This window comes from Dactylosporangium sp. CA-233914 (assembly GCF_050942935.1).
Classification (GTDB): Bacteria; Actinomycetota; Actinomycetes; order Mycobacteriales; family Micromonosporaceae; genus Dactylosporangium.
In genome coordinates, this window is the sequence record NZ_CP192030.1 from 9,489,167 (window position 1) to 9,508,189 (window position 19,023).

At 70.0% G+C, this 19,023-nt stretch carries 20 protein-coding genes; 4 read left to right on the forward strand and 16 right to left on the reverse strand.

Features of this window, described 5'->3' with window-relative positions:
* Positions 1-57: 57 nt before the first annotated feature.
* The 11 genes from ACQPY0_RS42090 to fdxA all read right to left on the reverse strand — a co-directional run bounded on the left by ACQPY0_RS42090 (position 58) and on the right by fdxA (position 8,839).
* A complete protein-coding gene (locus tag ACQPY0_RS42090; RefSeq protein ID WP_432974089.1) occupies positions 58-951 on the reverse strand; it encodes a VOC family protein in 894 nt (297 codons plus the stop codon).
* A 38-nt stretch (positions 952-989) separates the two neighbouring features.
* Positions 990-1,283 carry a Dabb family protein gene (locus tag ACQPY0_RS42095; protein ID WP_432974091.1) on the reverse strand — a complete coding sequence of 98 codons (294 nt, stop codon included), beginning with the start codon at positions 1,281-1,283 and terminating at the stop codon, positions 990-992.
* 9 nt (positions 1,284-1,292) lie between these two features.
* Positions 1,293-1,781 (reverse strand): aromatic-ring-hydroxylating dioxygenase subunit beta, encoded by a 489-nt coding sequence (locus ACQPY0_RS42100; protein WP_432974093.1) that lies wholly within the window; start codon positions 1,779-1,781, stop codon positions 1,293-1,295.
* A 47-nt stretch (positions 1,782-1,828) separates the two neighbouring features.
* The gene (locus ACQPY0_RS42105; RefSeq protein ID WP_432974095.1) at positions 1,829-3,175 is read right to left on the reverse strand and encodes an aromatic ring-hydroxylating oxygenase subunit alpha; all 1,347 of its coding nucleotides are present in this window, start codon (positions 3,173-3,175) and stop codon (positions 1,829-1,831) included.
* Between the two features lie 79 nt (positions 3,176-3,254).
* A complete protein-coding gene (locus ACQPY0_RS42110; protein ID WP_432974097.1) occupies positions 3,255-4,208 on the reverse strand; it encodes a ribokinase in 954 nt (317 codons plus the stop codon).
* Between the two features lie 15 nt (positions 4,209-4,223).
* Entirely contained in the window at positions 4,224-4,598 is a 375-nt protein-coding gene (locus tag ACQPY0_RS42115) for a cupin domain-containing protein (RefSeq protein ID WP_432974099.1), read from the reverse strand.
* A gap of 31 nt (positions 4,599-4,629) precedes the next feature.
* A complete protein-coding gene (locus ACQPY0_RS42120; RefSeq protein WP_432974101.1) occupies positions 4,630-5,421 on the reverse strand; it encodes an HpcH/HpaI aldolase family protein in 792 nt (263 codons plus the stop codon).
* A gap of 19 nt (positions 5,422-5,440) precedes the next feature.
* Entirely contained in the window at positions 5,441-6,613 is a 1,173-nt protein-coding gene (locus ACQPY0_RS42125) for an amidohydrolase family protein (RefSeq protein ID WP_432974103.1), read from the reverse strand.
* Positions 6,610-7,503, reverse strand: a complete 894-nt coding sequence (locus ACQPY0_RS42130; RefSeq protein WP_432974105.1) for a fumarylacetoacetate hydrolase family protein — start codon at positions 7,501-7,503, stop codon at positions 6,610-6,612. Before ACQPY0_RS42130 ends, ACQPY0_RS42125 begins: the two co-directional genes overlap by 4 nt.
* On the reverse strand, positions 7,500-8,510 hold the full coding sequence (locus ACQPY0_RS42135; RefSeq protein WP_432995587.1) for an NAD(P)/FAD-dependent oxidoreductase: 1,011 nt from the start codon (positions 8,508-8,510) through the stop codon (positions 7,500-7,502). The genes ACQPY0_RS42130 and ACQPY0_RS42135 overlap by 4 nt, the downstream gene beginning before the upstream one ends.
* Before the next feature lie 14 nt (positions 8,511-8,524).
* Positions 8,525-8,839 (reverse strand): ferredoxin, encoded by a 315-nt coding sequence (fdxA, locus tag ACQPY0_RS42140; RefSeq protein ID WP_432974107.1) that lies wholly within the window; start codon positions 8,837-8,839, stop codon positions 8,525-8,527.
* A 147-nt stretch (positions 8,840-8,986) separates the two neighbouring features.
* On the opposite strand from fdxA, the gene ACQPY0_RS42145 reads away from it, so the two are divergent.
* Entirely contained in the window at positions 8,987-10,285 is a 1,299-nt protein-coding gene (locus ACQPY0_RS42145) for a hypothetical protein (protein WP_432974109.1), read from the forward strand.
* Positions 10,286-10,385: 100 nt separating this feature from the next.
* Positions 10,386-11,186, forward strand: coding sequence for an IclR family transcriptional regulator (locus ACQPY0_RS42150; protein WP_432974111.1), 801 nt, complete (start codon positions 10,386-10,388; stop codon positions 11,184-11,186).
* A 37-nt stretch (positions 11,187-11,223) separates the two neighbouring features.
* Here ACQPY0_RS42150 and ACQPY0_RS42155 read toward each other — a convergent pair whose 3' ends face one another.
* Positions 11,224-11,985: an IclR family transcriptional regulator gene (locus ACQPY0_RS42155; RefSeq protein ID WP_432974113.1), complete on the reverse strand. Its 762-nt coding sequence runs from the start codon at positions 11,983-11,985 to the stop codon at positions 11,224-11,226.
* Between the two features lie 116 nt (positions 11,986-12,101).
* Positions 12,102-13,571 (reverse strand): aldehyde dehydrogenase family protein, encoded by a 1,470-nt coding sequence (locus ACQPY0_RS42160; protein ID WP_432974115.1) that lies wholly within the window; start codon positions 13,569-13,571, stop codon positions 12,102-12,104.
* Positions 13,572-13,624: 53 nt separating this feature from the next.
* Here ACQPY0_RS42160 and ACQPY0_RS42165 point away from each other — a divergent pair, with 53 nt between their 5' ends.
* Both ACQPY0_RS42165 and ACQPY0_RS42170 read left to right on the forward strand, forming a co-directional pair.
* Positions 13,625-14,728: an NAD(P)-dependent alcohol dehydrogenase gene (locus ACQPY0_RS42165; RefSeq protein WP_432974117.1), complete on the forward strand. Its 1,104-nt coding sequence runs from the start codon at positions 13,625-13,627 to the stop codon at positions 14,726-14,728.
* A gap of 139 nt (positions 14,729-14,867) precedes the next feature.
* Positions 14,868-17,102: a cytochrome P450/oxidoreductase gene (locus ACQPY0_RS42170; protein ID WP_432974119.1), complete on the forward strand. Its 2,235-nt coding sequence runs from the start codon at positions 14,868-14,870 to the stop codon at positions 17,100-17,102.
* Positions 17,103-17,162: 60 nt separating this feature from the next.
* Here ACQPY0_RS42170 and ACQPY0_RS42175 read toward each other — a convergent pair whose 3' ends face one another.
* The 3 genes from ACQPY0_RS42175 to ACQPY0_RS42185 form a co-directional block, all read right to left on the reverse strand.
* On the reverse strand, positions 17,163-17,888 hold the full coding sequence (locus tag ACQPY0_RS42175) for a DUF4386 domain-containing protein (protein WP_432974121.1): 726 nt from the start codon (positions 17,886-17,888) through the stop codon (positions 17,163-17,165).
* A 171-nt stretch (positions 17,889-18,059) separates the two neighbouring features.
* A complete protein-coding gene (locus tag ACQPY0_RS42180; RefSeq protein WP_432974123.1) occupies positions 18,060-18,524 on the reverse strand; it encodes a hypothetical protein in 465 nt (154 codons plus the stop codon).
* Between the two features lie 130 nt (positions 18,525-18,654).
* Positions 18,655-19,011: an ArsR/SmtB family transcription factor gene (locus ACQPY0_RS42185; protein ID WP_432974125.1), complete on the reverse strand. Its 357-nt coding sequence runs from the start codon at positions 19,009-19,011 to the stop codon at positions 18,655-18,657.
* Positions 19,012-19,023 lie beyond the last annotated feature (12 nt).

A 19,023-nucleotide genomic window follows, 5' to 3' on the forward strand; every position in this document is an offset into this window, starting at 1 on the left:
CCGGCATCACGGAACACGCCTGGTGTGTCCACGAACTCGGCAAGAGGGTCCCCCGGGTCAGAAGCGACCCCAGTCGTCGGCGGCGGGGCGCCAGACGTCGATGTTGCGGGGGTCGACGGCCATCCGCCGGGCCCGGTGCGTCTTGTGTTCCTCGGGGGTGAAGACCCGGTGCCCGTCGCACAACTCATAGCGCGGTCCGTGTTTCGGATCGTGCATGTAGAACGCGATCGATGTCGAGGCCGAGTGGTTGACCAGGTCGGAGGCGATCGGCACCTGCTTGTACTGCGCCCGAGCCCGGCCGCGCATCACGTGGTCGAAGTTCTTCATCATGAAGCAGAGGTGCGCGACGTAGTACTCCTTGTTGCGCTGCAACGCCAGGCTGTGGTGGTAGCGGTCCTCGGCGCGCAGGAAGACCGTGACGTCGCCGACGTAGTCCGACGGCATGAACCCGAGCACCTGGGTGTAGAACTCCAGGCTTTCGTCGTACCTGTCGGTGGCGATGAACGGGTGCACCAGGTCCAGCGGGCGCAGCTCGATCAGCGGCGGCTCGGCGTACTCCTGGAACTCGGTGAAGAGTTCGACGATCAGGCCGTTGGGATCGCGTACGGCGAAGCCGCGGGAGCACAGCCCCTTCATCCGCTCGGCCAGACTGAGCACCTCGTGGCCGGCGGCCGTGACCCGCTCCCGAAGGTCCTCGAGGACCTCGTCGGACTCCACGCTGAAGCCCACCGCCACCGTGTGCGCGCTCTCCCGGTGCGGGATGCTGATCAGTTCGATGCTGTGGTGTTCGATGTCGGCCCGCAGGTAAGCGTACTCGTCGTCGTGCTGTTCGAGTTGCAGCCCGACGTGGTATTGCAGGAACTCGATGGTGGCCGCCAGGTCCGGCACCTCGATACGGGCGTACTCCATGCCGTACGGCGCGCGCCGGCGAGTGATGTCTGCGGTGGACAATTCCGACCCCTCTCGTAGGAGCTCAGTGAGACGTCCCCTCACCCGGGGAAGCTGACGATGACCTGGCGTTCGATGACCGGACGCCACCGTTCACGGACGAACCGCTCGTGCGACTCGCTGTGCAGGTAGTCGAGCAGGTCCTGCTCGGCGGGGAACTCGACGACGAAGCCGTGCGTCATGCTGCCGTCCCGGGTGCTGATGTTGGGTCCGCTGCTCCAGTTGCGCATCGCCGGATAGCGCGACGGGAAGGTCTCCAACTCGGCCAGGACGTCTTCGGCGGTGCCGGCCGGCAGGTCGTCGCGGAACTTGAAGAGCAGTACGTGCTTAATCATCGTGACCCCTCAGAGAATGAAGCTGAGCCGGGCACCGGGATCCATCGACTCCATCACCGGGACGGCCCGCCGGACCCGGAACCGCAGCCCGTCCTCGTCGACTTTGAGCACGTGCTCGTAGCGGCCGACATAGGTATAGGTCCCGCCGTCCCGGTAGCGGTGGATGACGAAGTTCGCGGTGATCCAGATGGTCTCCGCGCCCGCCTCCAACAGCACCACGTTCGAGACCATCCGATGGGTCCGCGAGTGCGGGTTCTCGGCGTGTGCCTTGCGGCTCTTCAGTCGTTTGACCCGCGCCTTGATGAGGTCGTAGTCGTCGCAGACGAAGTATCCGGCCGAGGAACTGTCCCACCCGGCCCCGTCGGTGGTCGGCACCTCCATCCGGCCATCCTCCTCGAACAGGGTGAACCACTCGTCGAGCCGCCATTCGTCGAGCAGGCGTGCCTCGTGGTAGAGGAAGTCCTCCACCTCGGCCCGGGACACGTCCCTGAGATCCACGCTGACGACCCCTCTCCGGTTGCCGATAGCAGACGATGTCATGGCGGTCAGTCCTGTCCCCCGCCGGCGCCAGGAGCACCGGAACCCGCGCCGGCACCGAGCACGCTCGCCCAGTGCCGCCAGAAGCTGCGCATGGCACCTTCGTCGATGGAGCGGCCTTTGTTGCCCCGCTTCTCGTTGGACATGCCGCGGGACATGTCGCTCCAGTCGTGAGCGGGGTCGGCGGCGTCGGCGGTCGCCTGGATGCCGCGCTGCACCGCCTCGTACGCCTCGATGTCGTCCGGTGTGGCGAGCCCGCCCGGGCCGACGAAGCTGACCATTGTCTTGATCCGCAACGCACGCACCGATTCCGGCTCGCCGACCTCAACGAACTGCCAGGCTCGCACGTCGGTGCGGTCCGGGGCGACCGGTTCGAGCTGCCGAATCGTCAGCGCCTCCAGGTCGAACAACAGCAGGTTGGGGAAGACGTAGAGGATGCGGCTGGCGTCGGCCACCTCGGCCGCCCGCTCGGCGCCGAGTCGTGCCTGCATTTCCTGGCGCTTGGCGAGCGTGCGCTGCTTCTCCTCGTCACCGAAGCGCGGCTCCCAGACCATGCCGATCCGTCCGTTGTGCCCGGTGAGGACGAGCAGCCCGTGCCCGCCGCCGAGGTCGTAGGCGTACTGGTCGTCGTCGGTGACCGCGAACCCGGTCTCCCGCAGATAGCCGACGAAGGTGTTGTGGGTCGGCGCGAAGTGGTAACCATCCATCGCGTTCTCTACGGCGAGCTTCCAGTTTCCTTTGACGCTGTAGAGCTGGACGCCCGGCAGTGTCTGCATGCCGTGCGGGCCGATCTGCGCGGAGAGCGACATGTAGTGCGCGGCCTGACCCAGGTGGGTGAGCAGATCCGGCACGTCCGGATCGAAGGCGATGAAGACGAAACCCTCGTGGATCTGCAGCCGGGGGACCTGGCGCAACCGCATCGAGTCCCGGAAGCCGGGGTCGTCGGGGTAGGCGTCATCGCCGGGCAGGGCGGCCAGCTCGCCGGAGTTGCTGAACGCCCAGGCATGGTAGAAGCACTGGAAGAAGCGGGTGTTGCCCTCGTTGTGCCGGCACAGGATGGTGCCCCGGTGAGTGCAGGAGTTGAGGAAGACCTGCACCTTGCCGGACGAGTCCCGGCAGAAGATCAGCGGACGGCCGCCGAGGGTGCGCGTCTTGAAGTCCCCAGCATTGGGGATCTCCGTCTCGTGTCCGAGGTAGAGCCAGGTGTGCCCCCAGATACGAGCGATCTCGTCCCGGAAGATGCCAGGCTCTCGGTAGGCCGAGCGATGTACCCGGAACCGAAATGCCTCCCAGTCCTCATCGACCAGTGCACCACTGGGTACGCCGAGCGGACGTACCGGCGTCTGCTGGGTCATCGCGTTCACCGCCTTCTTCCCCTTGCGTAATTCGAGACATTATCTCGCAATACGATGCTGCCGTTGGCCTCGCTGCCTGTCAACCCCAGGCCCGCTGCCGATTGCCGGGCTGGGCGACCGGGCCGGTCGGTCCCGGCGCCGGTCCGACGCTGGTGACCTCGGCCCGGCGGGGCGCGCTGGCCATCGCTCCCGGCCGGGTCACGGTCACCGCCGCCACCCGGCTCGCCCACCGAGCCGCCTCCTCGATGGCGGCGCCGTCCAACAGCGCGTCGGCAAGCCCGGCACAGAAGGTGTCGCCCGCCCCAGTGGCGTCCACCGCCGTCACCGGCTCGGCCGGCACCAGGCATTCCCGGTCGCGCGCCACCACCAGCGCACCGTCCGCGCCGAGGGTCACCACCACCGGCCCCCGGGTGCCCAGCGAGCGGGCCATCGCGGCGAGTTCGTCGAGGTCACCCGTGGGTTGCGCACCGACCAGCGCGGCCAGTTCCCCCCGGTTGGGCACCAGCACGTCCACCCGTGCCAGCACCGACCGATCGATCGGGCGGGCGGGGGCCGGGTTGAGCACCACCAGGCCACCAGCGGCCGCCACCGAGGCGGTGACCACCTCGGCCCGGACCTCCTGCTGCACAAGCAGTGCCCGGGCCTCGGCGAGCAGGCCGGCGAACGGCAGCAGATGCTCGGCGGCCAGCCACATATTCGCTCCGGAGCTGACCACGATGGTGCTGTCGCCGTCTGCGGTGACCATGACGATCGCCTGGCCGGTGGGGCGCGGCGCGCGGAGCACCGCCCCGGTCGCCACCCCCTCCGCGGCGAGCAGGCCGGTGAGCCATTCCCCTTCGGGATCGACGCCGACGGCGGCGACCATCGCCACGGAGCGGCCCAGACGCGCGGCGGCCACGGCCTGGTTGCCGCCTTTCCCGCCGCCGCTACGCTGATGGTCGGCGCTGAGCACCGTCTGGCCGGCGGCGGGCAGTTCCCGCAACGGGACCACCACGTCCACGTTAAGGCTGCCCACGACGACGATGTCGGTCACGACACCTCCAGAATCTCAGCCCTGCGCTGGACGCCAGGCGTACGGCAGGAAGTCGGCCCGGGGCGGGGCGAAAACGTCGACGTTGATGCACGGCCCCTCGGTCGGCTCGACGTAGTGCTCGGCGCCGCGCGGGACGAGCAGTATCGAGCCGGGAGCCATCGGGTGCGGCACCCCGTCGACGTAGTAGTCGCACCGGCCCGCGAGGATCAGCACCAGCTGATCGAAGTCCTCGTGCCGGTGCGGGTTGAGGGTCATCCCGACGCTCAGTTCGTGCCAGGCGAAAAGCACCTCGTCGGTCGAGTAGACCTTGCGGCGCACTCCGGGCCGCACGGCGGTGGCCGGAATCTCGTCCCAGTTGATCGCGGTACGGTACAGGTGCGGGTTCAGCACGTCGTTATCCCTTCGCCAATGGGTGGGGCAATCAGCCGGTGCGGGCCTGGTGGGCCAGCTGCCGCAGCCCCGCGCCGAGCGCTTGCAGGTCCGACCCGACCACCAGGTATCTGGCCGAGCTGAGGCCGTAGCGGGCCAACACGGGCACCGACGGCTCGGGAACCCAGCCACCGAAGGCGGCGCCGGCGGCCCGCGCCGCGTCGGCGATCTCGGCCGCCCGCCGGACCAGCGGGGCAAGGTCGCCGGTTTGGCTGACACCAAGGCTCACCGACAGGTCCGTGGTGCCCACGAAACCGACGTCGACGCCGTGAAGCAGATCCGACAACGGATCGTCGGTGCTCGCGGTCTCGATCTGGGCCACCACGATGGGCGGGTCGGCTGCCTCCGCCGCCAGGTACCGGTCCAGCCCGAAGGCGCCGTACCGGGCCGACGGGTGCGCCAGGCTGATGCTGCGCTGACCGTGCGGCGCGTACCGGGTGGCGGCGCGCAGCGCGTGGACCTGCGCCCGGCTGCGCACGGTGGAGAGCTGCACCCCAGCGGCGCCCGCCTCCAGCAGCCGGTTGACCTGCGCCGGGTCCACGGCCGGCAGGCGGACCAATGCCGGCAGCCCGAGCAGGGCGGCGTGCCGGACCAGGGCGGCCGCGTCCGGCTCGCTGAGACCGGAGTGCTCCAGATCAACCACGACGAAGTCAAGGCCGGCCTGGGCGGCCAACTCGACCCCATCGACGCTGGGCAGCTTCAGGAAGGTGCCGGCGACCTCACCCGTGCCCCGCAGTGCGGCACGCAGCCGGCTCCGCCCGGCATGTGAATCCTTGCTGGTCATCCTGGGATCCCCGGGAACCTCAGGCCGCCGGCGATCCGCGCCAGGGCACCGTCGGGACCTGCTGGCCGGCCAGGAGGACCAGACTGGGCTCCAGCCGGGTCGCGCTGATCTCGTTGCCGGCGGCGTCGGGCAAGATCGTTTCAGCGGTGTCCTCGAGCACGGTAACGTGCGCCGGGCCGCCTTCGACGAGGGTGCCGTAGCCCTCCGCGGTGAGTCCGAGCAGCCGGGCCGGGGCGAGGGTCACTCGGGGGACGATCTGCTCCATGGTCATGCCCAGCGCGCGCAGCTTCGCCATGCTGGTCACCAGGTCGAACACCGGCCCGCGCCAGTTACGGGCGCTGGTGTCGGAGGTGATCACGTCGGGCAGGAAACCCTCGGCGATGGCCGGGCGGGCCACATCGAAGCTGAGGTTGCTCCTGCCGTGCGCGGACTCGAAGAGCACGCCCCGCTCGCGCGCGGCGTACACCTCGGGCAGGACCTTGCCGTCGGCCAGGATCCCGTACGGCTTGCCGGTGTAGCAGTGGGCCACCACGTCGCCCGGGCGCAGCATATCGAGGATGACCGGCAGCGGTTCGGGGGTCTCCCCGATATGGATCATCAACGGCAGCCCGGCCTCGGCGGCCAGCGCGAGCGAACGCTTGAGCAGTGGACGCCACTGCGACCCGACCACGTCCTCGGATAGCCGGATCTTGAAGCCCCGGACCACCTCGGGGTGGGCCGCGGCCACCGCCAGGGCATCCTCGGCGACGAGCGTCTCCGGATGGAGCAGCTCGCCGAAACGGAAATCGATCAACCCGAGTACGGACACGTTGAGGAAGCTGACCAGTCGCATCCGGGCCGACCGCACGACGTACTTGTCGAAGGCGGCGAAGGTGGACGCGCCGACCGTGCCGGCGTCCGCCGCGGCCACCACACCCCGGTGCAGGTGCGCCTCGTCCGGCGGTGCGCCGACCTTGGATACGTCGGCGAAGATGTGGGTGTGCGCCTCGACCAGGCCGGGCAGCACGTACTGTCCGGTGCAGTCGATCACCTGCCGACCCTCGCCGGCCAGGCCGGTCGCGATGCGGGCCACCCGGTCGCCGGCCACGGCGATGTCGGCCACCCGGCTGGCACCGGTGGCGGCGTCGAACACCGTGCCTCCGGCCAGCACGAGGTCGAACGGAGCAGTAGACGGAGCAGAGCTGACGGTCATCGCGGTTGCATCTTTCTGCTTGGTGACGAAGGAACGGGGTCGGAGCAGAATCGGGTGCGCAGCGGGAGTACGCCGGCTACACTCACCTCCACCAGGTCGCCGTCGGTCAGGAAGACGCCCCGGTCCTGGCCGGTGCCGGCCGGCGTGCCGGTGAGCACCACGTCTCCCGGTTCCAGCGCGGCGTATCGGGAGATCCGGGCGAGCAGCTCGGGGACCGCGAAGATCAGATCGGTAGACGTCGAGTCCTGGCGTATCTCCCCGTTGACCGTCGTCCGGATCGGGATAGCGGCACGGTCGGCGACCGCCGCGAGCTCGATGACCGACGCACCCAGCGCGCCGAATCCGGGGAAGCTCTTGGCCAGCGCGGGATTGCCGGACGCGACCATCACGTCCCGCGCGGTGACGTCGTTCGCCCCGGTGATCCCGGCCACGTGCGACCAGGCCTGCGCCGCTGGGGTTTGGTACATCCGCTGACCGATGACGAGTGCGATTTCGCCCTCGTAGTCGACCTGGCCGCTCATCGTGGGCAGGGCCACGGCCGCGTCCGGAGCGGACCAGGCGCTGGCGGACTTGAGAAAGAGCACCGGCTCGTCGGGGACGGCCCGGCCGGCGGAGCGCGCCTTGGAGTGGTAGTTCAGCCCCACGCCCCAGACCGCCCGGGTGCTGGCCAATGGCGCGGCGAGTCCGCCGGGCAGCTCGGCCAGCGGTATCCGCGCCCGCACCGGCGCATGGCGGGCCGGCTCCAGTCCGGCGCCGGCGCGCAGCAGCGCCGCCACGTCCGGATGGTCCAGGTCGAGCAGTTCGGCGACGCCGTCGTCGCCGAGCCGGGCCAGCCCTTGTGCGGTGGCGATCAGGTGCAGTCCGGACCCGGCCGGCGTCGAGCCGCTCATGCCGCGTCCGAGGAGTGGCCGGGGACAGTACCGAAAGCCGGGTTGACCAGCGGAGCCAAGTTGTTCACCGCGGCTGCGGCCTCGCCGAAGCCGACCGAGATCAGCCGGACCTTGCCCTCGTAGTCGGTGATGTCGCCGGCGGCGAAGACGCGGGGCAGGTTGGTGCGCATCGACCGGTCGACCGTGACGTAACGGCGGTGCATCTGCAGGCCCCAGCGTTCCATGGGGCCGAGGTCGGCGATGAAGCCCAGGGCGGCGACCACCGCCTGGGCCGGCAGGACCTCCCGATGCTCGCCGCGCACCTCCTGGACCGTCACTTCGGCGACGGTCTCCATCCCGGCGATGCCGCAGACTTCGAAGGGGGTGAGGATCCGCACCGAGGATGCCAGCAACAGCGCCACACTGCGCTCGTGGGCGCGAAACTGCGGGCGCCGGTGGACGAGGGTGACGCTGCGGGCGTACGGCTCCAGGGCCAGCGCCCAGTCGACGGCGGAGTCCCCGCCACCCACCACGACCACGTCCTGCCCGGTCAGCTCTTCAAGGCGGGGGACGAAGTAGCCCAGGCCCCGACCGGCGAACTCCGAGCCGACCGGCAGCTCGCGGGGGGTGAAGGTGCCGATGCCGGCGGTCAGGAGTACGGCACTGGCCTGTAGCCGGCTGCCGGCGTCAGTGCCGATCAGGACGTGGTCACCGTCGTGGGTCAGATCGACGGCGCTCTCGCCGAGCAGGAATGTCGGCTTCGCGGTCGCCGCCTGTGCCATCAACGCATCGACCAGTTGCTGGCCTTTGATGGACGGGAGACCAGCGATGTCGAAAATGTCCTTCTCCGGGTAGAGCGCGGCGACCTGCCCGCCCGGCTCGGGCAGCGAGTCGACCACGGCCACCGAGATCCCGCGGAATCCGGCGTAGTACGCCGCGTAGAGCCCGGCGGGACCGGCGCCGATGATGGCCAGATCCACCTCGTGGTGCTTCGGATCCGCCGCGGACTCGACCTGCCCGCAAGGCACCGTTGTAGCGCTCGTCACCGGACCTCACCCCCGGCGACGGCGGGGTGGTCCCGCCCGATCCGGCCGATCTTGCGGGCGCCGCCCGGGGAGCCGATCTCGGCGAAGAAGTCGGCGTTGATCCGGCCGAAGCCGGCCCGGTCCGGGGGCAGGTCCTCCAGGTGGAAGATCGAGGTGACGGGACAGACCGGTTCGCACCGTCCGCAGTCGACACACTCCTCCGGGTTGATGTACATCATCCGGTCCCCCTCGTAGATGCAGTCGACGGGGCACTCCTCAACACAGGACCGGTCCTGCACGTCGACACATTCGTCGGTGACCACGTAGACCATCGACCCTCCCGCGTTTGCTGGGACTGAAGCGACTCGCCCGGCGCCGAGACAGCGCCATCGGGGTGAGGTCACGCTAGAGATATCCGCCAGAGTCTGTCAACATACGAGATAGCATCTTGAATGAGAAAACACCCTCGGGGAGTTCCGATGACCAGCGACCCGCACATGAGACTGCGCCGGGCAGCGGAGCAGGCCATTGACGGCGAACGGATCCTCGACGCACTCGACGTCCTCTCCGCCACACCGAGCCCGCATGGCCAGGAACGGGCGACAGCCGACCGCATGGCCGGATGGGCCGCCACACGCTGGCCGCAGGTGGGCTGGCGGGTCGACCCGGTCGGGCCGGCCGGCGCGAATCTGGTGGGCAGTTCCGCGCTCGACGAGCGGCCGGAGCTGCTGATCTACTCACACCTGGACACCTCCCTCACCGGCGACCCGGTCGCCGACGAGCCGATCACCGGATCGACGGCGCCGATCGCGCCGTTAAGCCGGCCCGGGGCCGACGGGCTGATCAGCGGATTCGGCCTCGGCGTCGCCCGGGGCGCCGCCGCGGCGGCCCTGGTCGGGTACGCCGCCGCGGTGACCGCCTGCCGCGCCACTGACCTGCCCCACCGGCTGACCCTGCTGCTCGCCAGCGCCGGCACCCATCGCCACCATTCCGGGCCGAGCCGCAGGGGCGGGGTCGAGCAGCATCTCGACCGGAATCCGCTGCCGGCCGCCGCGATCGTGGCCAAGAGCGGACCGCCTGGCATTCTCACCGAGGAGCCGGGGGCGATGTTCCTCCGGGTCCGGGTCGGCACCCGGTTCCACCCGGTGCTCGCGCGGCAGTCAGCACTGCCGCCCGGTGGCCTGATCAGCCATCTCGGCGCGGTGGTCGAGCTGCTGGAGGCCTTCCGGCGCCGGCATCTGGCGGCGCGGGCCCGGCGGTCGGACCAGATCGCCGCCGAGGTCGGCATCGGTCACGTCCAGGCCGGCCTGGCGAGCAAACCCGATCTGCTGCCCGGGGTGGTTGAGTTCCACCTCTACCTGGTGACCGTCCCCGGCGATGACGAAGCGCGGATCGCCAACGAGCTCCGGTCGATCCTCATCGACGGGCTGCGCGACGGCCCGCTTGAGGACTGCACGGTGACGGTCGACGGCTGGCTGACCCACGCGGCCGCCGCGACACCGGCGCACGCCCCGATCGCCCGGCAGGCCCACGCCGCCTGGGGGGCGGTCCACGGTCAACCACCGGCATCGATCAGCGGGTGGCGGGGCTCCACCGACGGGGTTGTCTTCCGCGGCAGAGGCGTGGACACCGTCCGGCTCGGCCCGAGCGCCGGGCCGGATCCGGCGGACCCGCGCCGGGACCGCTGCGCCGTGCCGGACCTGGTGCGATTCGCCCGGTTGTACGCCGAGATCGCATTGCGACATGCCACGGCATCGACAAACGGTGGTACCGCATAGCATGATAACGTCTCATATTTCGTCAACTACGCCCGGCCCACGCCGTCGACCGACCCCGCGGCCGGCGTTCGGCCCGCAACCCAGCGCGGAGGAAAGCAGCATGGGGGACAACGACAACAGCACGCCGCAGGAGCAGATCGCCGAGCAGGCGCCGGCGATCCAGACTGTGCAGCGGGCGGCGCTGATCCTCAACGCCTTCACCGCCAGCCGACCACGGCTGAGCCTGAACGAGTTGACCGCCAGCCTGGGCACCAGCAAGGCCACCGCGCACCGCTACACCAAGGCACTGCGGGAGAGTAACCTGCTCCGCTACGACGAACGCGAAGCGCTGTACTCGCTCGGGCCGCAGATCCTGACCCTGTCGGCCGCCGCCCGCGCCGCGATGCCGGTGATCAGCATCGCCGGGCCGCACATGCGACAACTGGTCCGGGAGGTCGACGAGACCGCCGTGCTGAGCGTCTGGGACGGCGACACCGCCGTGGTGGTCCGTGCCGACGACAACACCGACCGCGTCATCCGGGTCAGCGTACGGACCGGTTCCCGGCTCTCGCGCACCGAGTCCGCGCAGGGCCGGGTCTTCTGCGCCTTCCTGCCCGAGGAGGACGTGCCCGGCCTGGCCGACGAGCTGGCCGGCTCCGCCGAGCTGCGCCGGGAAATCGCGAAGATCCGGCGCACCGGCATCTCCGCCAACACTCCCTCGATCAACGGAGTCCGCAGCATCGCCGCGCCGATCTTCCGTGGCTCGACCCTGGTCGCCGCGATGGCCATCGTCGGCACCACTGCTTCGGTGCCGGAGGGGACGACCTCGCCGCATGCCGCCGCGCTGCGACGGGTCGCCGCCGTGGTCACCGCCGAACTCGGCAGCGTCAACGGCAACCCGAACGGACACGCCAACCGCTGAGCCGACAGCCAACGGCCGATGCCCGCAGCCGAGCGGGTCATCCTTCGCCGGCGCCGAGCCCTTCGGACAGTTCCCGGGCCACCCGCTTGAGCGTCTCAGCGGCGGCTTCCTCGACCGGCCCCGACAGCGCCACACCGGTGCCGAGCACGGCCAGCGCGGCGACGATCTCGGTGCGCTCGAAGACCGGCGCCGCCAGCACCCGTACTCCATACTTCTCGGGCGAGTTGGCCGCGAGCCCGGTCCGGCGGACCTCCTCGACAACCGCGCGCAGTTCAGCGGAGCGCTGCAGCTGCCGGGCGACCGCGGGCGCCTCGGCCGGCGGCAGGAAGGCACAGAAGACCCGGCCCTGGGCGGACCGGGTCAGGTCCAGCTGCGAGCCGGCGCGGACGCTGAGCCGGACGTCGCCGGAGGTGTTGTCCATGCAGCGGACTACCGTCGGGCTCTCGCCGTTCCAGACGCTGAGCACCGAGGTCTGGTTGGTCAGCCGCGTCAGCCGGTCCAGGTAGGGCTCGGCGGCGGCGGCGATCGGCAACGCGGCCTGGGCGGCGGCCTCCATCGCCAGGGCCTGCGGGCCCAGCGAGTAGGTCGCGGTGGCCGAGTCGAAGCGGAGCAGGTTCGCCGCGCGCAGCGCGCGGGCGTATCGATGCGCGGTGGCCCGGCTGAACGCCAGATCAGCGGTCAGTTCGGCCAAGGTCAGCCAGGGCCGCTCGACAGTGAAGGCCTGAAGGATCGTGGCGGCCCGCTGCACGGTCTGGATGGCTGGCGGTTCGCCGCCGAGATCCTCGCCCGCGCCTGCCATGCCCGTCTCCTCGCAATCACCGGTCCGTCAGGAGCCGACTCTACCGAGCCGACGGGCCAGCCGCCGACCCGCCGGCACCACTGAACGCCGGCTCGGTCAGCCAGCGCCCGAACCGATCACGACCGTCGACGATCGAGCAGGCGTACGGCGACCGCCTTCTCCTGGGTGTACTCCCGCAATGCCGCGTAGCCCCCGCCTCGGCTGAAGCCGCTGTCCTTCTGCATGTTGAACGGGAAGCCGATGACGCCGGCGTCGTGAAACTGGTTCACCGTAACCTGGCCGCTGCGAGCCTCGTGGGCCACCCGCAGTGCCCGCGAGACGTCGGTGGTCCAGATGCAGGCCAGCAGACCGAAGTCGACGTCGTTCATCATCGCGATCGCCTGATCAGTGCCGGTGAAGCTCTCCACCGCCAGAACAGGTCCAAAAATCTCCTCGCGGACCAGCCGAGCGGACCGGTCGACCCGGTCGAAGAGGGTCGGCGGCACGAACCAGCCGTCATCGCGGCGCTCGAGCGCCGGGGCACCACCGGTCACCAGCCGCGCGCCGCTGCCCGGCGCCTCGGTGAGGAAGCCCAGCACCCGCCGGTACTGCGCCTCGCTCACCAGCGGACCCATGTCGAGATCCTCGTGCCAGGCGCCCATCCGCACGGCGGCCATCGCCGCCGCCACCCGCTCCACCACCTCGCCCCGGATCGACTCCTCGACCAACAGCCGGGAGCCGGCATAGCAGTTCTGTCCGGCGTTTTCGGTGATGGAGTAGACGATCGCCGGAATCGCGGTGTCCAGATCGGCGTCGGCGAAGAGCACGTTCGGGGACTTACCACCGAGTTCCAGCTTGACCGGGACGAGATGCTCGGCGGCGGCCCGCATGACGGCGCGCCCGGTGGCGGTCGAGCCGACGAAACTGATGTGGTCGATGTCGCGGTGCCCCGTGAGCGCCACCCCCGCCTCCGCGCCCAGGCCGGTGAGCACGTTCAGGACTCCCGGCGGCAGGCCGGCGCGGCGCGCCAGTTCGGCCAGGGCGAACGGGGCGAGCGGGGCGATCTCCGACGGCTTCAGCACGACGGCGTTGCCCGCAGCGAGCGCGGGCGCGACGTTGGCCGCGGTGAGCACCGCCGGTACGTTCCATGGGATCACCACCGCGCAGACCCCGTACGGCTCCGGCTGTGTGTAACCGAAGTAGTCCGAACTGCGTGTCGGCAGGGTGACCCCGGTCAGCTTGTCGGCCGCCCCGGCGAAGTAGTCGATGATCCCGTGCGCGATGAAGATGTTGCTCCGGCCTCCGGAGAGCGGCTTGCCGACGTCGCGGGCCTCGTACACGGCGAGCTGCTCAACGTGTTCGCCGATCAGGTCGGCCCAGCGGCGCAGGATGGCCCCGCGCTCGCTGGGCGAGGTCGCCGCCCAGGCCGGGAAGGCCCGACGGGCGGCGGCCACGGCGAGGTCGACGTCCGCCGCCCGAGCCCGGGCCACCGGCTGGATGGGTTGCTGGGTGGCCGGGTCGAGGATCGAAAGGTCGCCCTGGTCGCAGGCGGCTACCCACGCACCGTCGATCAGCTGCCGGGCGGCGGGGATGTCCAGGTGAGCCATAGGACGAATCCTTGACCGCCGATGTCCCGCATGTCAAGATACAGTCTCGCTATATGAGGCCCCCGGAGGAAAGCGTGCGCATCACCGCAGCGGTCCTGAACGGCTCGAACGCGCCGTTCGCCTTGCAGGACGTGGAACTCGAACCGCCCGGGCCCGACGAGGTGCTGGTCCGGGTGGACAGTGTCGGCATCTGCGGGACGGATCTGGAGTTCGCCACGTTCTTCCCCACCCCGGCCGTGCTCGGCCACGAGGGAAGCGGAGTGGTCGAGCAGGTGGGCGACCGGGTCACCACCGTCTTCCCCGGCGACCACGTCGCGATGAGTTTCACCTCGTGCGGACAGTGCCGGCTCTGCCTGAGCGGGTCCCCGGCCTACTGCAGGCGGTTCGACGCGATCAACTTCAGTGGCCGGCGGCCGGACGGCTCGTCGGCCATCTCCCGCGACGGCGCACCTGTCAACGCGCATTTCCTCGGACAGTCGTCGTTCGCCACCCACGTGGTGGCACCCGCCCGGGCAGTCGTGCCGATCGCCAAGGAGATCGACCTGCGATTGGTCGGCCCGTTCGGCTGCGGCTTCCAAACCGGCGCCGGCAGCGTGTTCAACGTGCTGCGGCCGCCTCCCGGCTCCTCACTGGTCGTCTTCGGCGCCGGGGCTGTCGGCATGGCAGCGATCCTGGCCGCCCGGATCAGCGGCTGCTCGGTGATCGCGGCAGTGGACGTCAACGCCGGCAAGCTGGACACCGCCCGCCTGCTCGGCGCCACCCAGGGGGTCGACTCAACCGCCGCCGACCCGCGTGAAGCGCTGGCCGCGATCGCACCACACGGATTCGACTTCGCCATCGACACCACCGGTCGCGAGGATGTGCTGCGCACCGCGGTGGAGGCACTCGGCCCACTCGGGCGCTGCGGGGTGATCGGGGTCGGGCCGAGCGAGCGGATGAGCTTCGACTGGCGCAGCATCCTCAACGGGCGCAGCATCACCGGCATCATCGCCGGCAGCAGCATCCCCCAGGTGTTCCTGCCAAAGCTGCTGGAGCTGCACGCCGCCGGCCGGTTCCCGATCGACCGGCTGTTGACGTACTTCCCCTTCGAGCACATCAACGAGGCGGTCGCGGCCGTCCGCAGCGGTGCGGTCGGCAAGGCCGTGCTGACGTTCTAGTCGACGTCGGCCCCGGCCGGGCGTACACGAATCGAAATATTGTCTCGCAATGTGCACCCCGCTACGCTCGGACCAGATCCCCAGTGGCGCGGCTGGGAAACACCGCGCGGCGTCAACGCACCCGTGGAGCTCGTCCGCCATGACCAAGCCACGATCCGACACCTGCTTCGACCACCACTCCGCCGAGTGCACCGCGAATCCGGTCAGCTACTACCGCGCTTTCCGGGAGAGCTGCCCGGTCGGCCACACGGACGCGCACGGCGGTTTCGTCTACACCACCCGATACGCAGACGTCGTCCGCATCGCCCGCGACGACGACGCCTTCTCCTCCGCGCGCACCACCGCCGGCGGCGCCGGGACCGCCATCGTCATCCCACGCGGGCCGGGACTGGAGCAGTACCCGATCGAGCTGGACCCGCCGGACGCCACCGCCTACCGCGACCTGATCAACCCGCTGTTGACCCAGGACGCGGTCGCCCGGCTCGGGCCGATGGTCGCCCGGCACGCCACGCGGATCATCGACACCTTCATCACTGAGGGCTCGGTCGACTTCGTCCGCGATCTGACCAACCCGCTGCCGGCCGCGGTCACCCTGGACTGGCTCGGCTTCGCCGAGGAGGACTGGGGCCGGCTCGCCGGCCCGATCCACGACATCTTCGCCGCGTTGCCCGGCACCGAGCGGGCGATCCGCGGCGCCGAGGGCTTGGCCTACATGGAGCAGCGGATCCGGGAGTTGATCCGCCTACGGCGGGCCGAGCCGGGTGAGGACGCCGTGAGCTACCTGGTCGCCCAGCGCCGCCCGGACGGGGAACCTTTCGGCGAGGACGAACTGGTCTCGGTCATCGGGCTACTCATCGCCGGTGGGGTCGACACCACCACCTCGCTCACTGGCTCGGTCCTGGTCCACCTCAGCCGGCATCCGGCTCAGCGGCAGCGACTGATCGACTCCCCCGATCTGCTGGACCCCGCCACCGAAGAGTTCCTGCGCGTCTTCGCGCCGTCCCAGTCGATGGCCCGGACCGCCCGGGTCGACGCCGAGGTGGGCGGCTGCCCGGTGAAAGCCGGTGAGCGGGTGCTGATCCCCTGGGTGGCCGCCAACCACGATCCCGCGTTCTTCCCCGAACCGGAGGAGGTCCGCCTGGACCGGGACGCTGCGCAGCATCTCAGTTTCGGCATCGGCACGCACCGCTGCGCCGGGGCCCACCTGGCCCGGCTGATGTTCCGCGAGATGATCACGCAGGTGCTCACCCGGCTGCCTGACTACCAGGTGATCGAGGAAGGCCTGGTCGCGTACCCGACCAGCGGTAACCAGTCCGGGTGGGACGCGATCCCCGCGGTCTTCTCCCCCGGGCCGCGAACGCCCGGCGTCGCGCACGGCCGGGCCGGCACCGAAACCGCCGAGATGGTCAGCCAAAGCGGCCCGCACACCCTGGTCATCGACGACGTCCGCATGGCCGCGGACAACGTGCTCTCCGTCTGGCTCACCGGTCCGGACGGCGAGGACCTGCCGCAGTGGGCCCCCGGAGCACACATCGAGCTGCGACTCCCGTCCGGCCGCGTCCGGCAGTACTCGCTCTGCGGCAACCCGGACGAACGCAGCCGCTACCGGATCGCGGTGCTACGCGAAGAGGCCGGCCGCGGCGGGTCGGTGGAGCTCCACACCATCGCCCGGACCGGCAGCACCGTCGCAGTACGCGGCCCCCGCAACCATTTCCCGCTGGTGGAGGCTCCGGAGTACCTCTTCCTCGCCGGCGGCATCGGGATCACCCCCATTCTGGCGATGGTTCGGGAAGCGGCCCGGCGGGGCGTACGGTTCCGGGTGCGATACGGCGGTCGGTCTCGTACCTCGATGGCCTTCTGCGACGAGCTGATCGCGATCGCCGGTGACCGGCTCGAGCTGATCCCCCAAGACGAGGCAGGGGTACCGGACATCGCGGCGATCGTCGCCGGCGCCGGGGCGCAGACCGCGATCTACTGCTGCGGACCCGGCGCGATGATCTCCGCTGTGGAACGGGTCTGCGCCGACGCCGGCCGCGGCGAGCAGCTTCACGTCGAACGCTTCGCCGCCGGTGACGAGCTGGAGGTGGCCTTCGACCCGGCCGAGAACGCCGAGTTCGAGGTACATCTGGCTCGCACTGGACTAACCCTGCGGGTCCCGCCGGAGAAGCGGCTGATCGAGGTGATCCGAGACGCGGTTCCCGGACTGACCTACGACTGCGAGAAGGGCTACTGCGGCGCCTGCGAGACCCGGGTCCTGGCCGGCACGCCGGAGCACCGCGACTCCCTGCTCACCGCTGACGAGCGGGCGACCGGCCGCACCATGATGATCTGTGTCGGGCGCTGCTCCTCGCCCCGTCTGGTCCTCGATCTCTGACCCACTGCGCCGGGCTTCCCTGGCCCGGCGCAGTGCGGCCGGGTCAGTGTGGCCCGTGGTTCATCCGTGTACGGGTGCGGGCTCGGCCGGCATGGGTGCCCGCACTCCCTTGAACAGCAGCCACCCGCCTGCGATCACCTCAAAGAAGAAGGCCGGTAGGTAGTGGATCATCACGCCCCCGGCGGTGTCCTCAGGGCCGGAGAGAACGATGGTGGCGAGGTTACCTGCCGCCATCACGACATACGCCAGAACTCCCCAGGCGGACAGGGCACGGGGAACGTACTTCGACGTGAACAACAGATAGGCGAACACGCCGTTTCCCAGCGCGAGGAAGACAAGCCCGAGGTTGAACCCTGCGGCATGCGCGCCGACGTATGTGTTCGCCAGTGCCTGGAGTTGGTCCGGGCTGAGCGCTGATGCGGTGTCCGAGCCGCTCAGGACCGACGATGCCGTGAGGAAACTGAGCCCGTTCATGGCCATGATGGTCGACTGCGCAGTTCTCCACAGCAGGGCGAGCAGGGCAAGGCCCGGATTCACCTTCTTGAGCAGCATGTAGAAGGCCACGGCCATCACGATGTCGGCGGCGAAGATGAGGACGTCGACGGCGACGCCGATGCGGAACAGCTGTTCTGACGCCACGATGTTGCGTGCCGTCGCCGCGGCATCGCCGGCCACGATGATCTGGCCGGGCACATAGGCCTGGGAGAAGAATCCTGCCGCCATCAGGAGCAGGAGTACGAATCCGGCGACTCGTGCCGCCGTGCGCTGGGACCCATCGATCGTCATGGCACGATCCTGCAGCGGAGGCGGTAGTGGCGTATCGGGCCACGGGCCTGAGCCGCCCCGGCCCATAGTGGGGGACGAGGCCGTACTTTCGGCGGATCGGCAAGGCCGAACCGTCCACCGCCCGGCCGGCCCGCATCTCGCCGGGTGCGGGCCGGCGGCGTCAGCCGTGCATCAGTACTGGCCGGTGGAACAAGACGAATTGACTCGGTAGCAATCGGCGTATCCGACGATTTCGTGGTCAACGTCTCGCACGTAGATCGTGACGTCGGTGATCCCGCCGGAGAACGCGCTTCCGTCCAGCGTCACGTTGCCGATCGTCACCCAAGTGCCCGTGGTTCCGCCACAGCGGTCCCAACCCTTGGCGTCCACGACCGTGTCCCCTTGCGATCCGAACACCGAGAGCTTTCCGCATTCGCCCGCCTTGACATAGAACTTCAATGACGTGACGGTGACGGACCGGTTGTACCAGGTGAGACCCCCGGTGGCCTGGGCGGCGACAGCACCCGCCCCGCCGGCATGAACCGCCTTGGCGATGAAGCTGGTCGGGGAGGCGTTGGCGGCGGAACTCGATCCGAATACGGAAACGGCCAACACGCCGATCGCGATACCTGTCTGCAGCATCCGTCGTCTGAGCACTTCATCTCCTTGCGGGGGTTCGTCGCGACCCGTGGGCGTACGACACATCGGGTTCGATCGCATCCCAGGCTATCAACGAACTTCAGTCGGTGCGCCGACGCCCTGTCGATCGTCCGGATAGGACCGTCTGTCAGTCGTGTTCTGGCGCGCCGGTCAGGTGATGGTCGGCGGCGTGGAACACCTCGGTCACCAGTCGGCGTACGTGCCCGCCGCGGGCGCGGTAGAGCACCCGGCGGCCCTCACGACGGGAGCTGACCAGGCCGGCGAGTAGCAATTTGCCCAGATGCTGCGACACCGCCGGCCGGGCCGCACCGGCCGCGGCGGTCAGGGTCGTGACGTCGTGCTCGCCCTCGCGCAATTCCCACAGCAGGCGCAGCCGAGTCGGGTCGGCGAGCATCCGAAGCGCGGTCACCGCCGTCTCGACCTGCGCGCTCGTCGGTGGCTGTTGCCGATCGCTGGCAGTTGCCGCGTTGTCGCGTGCGTACATGAGCACATATCC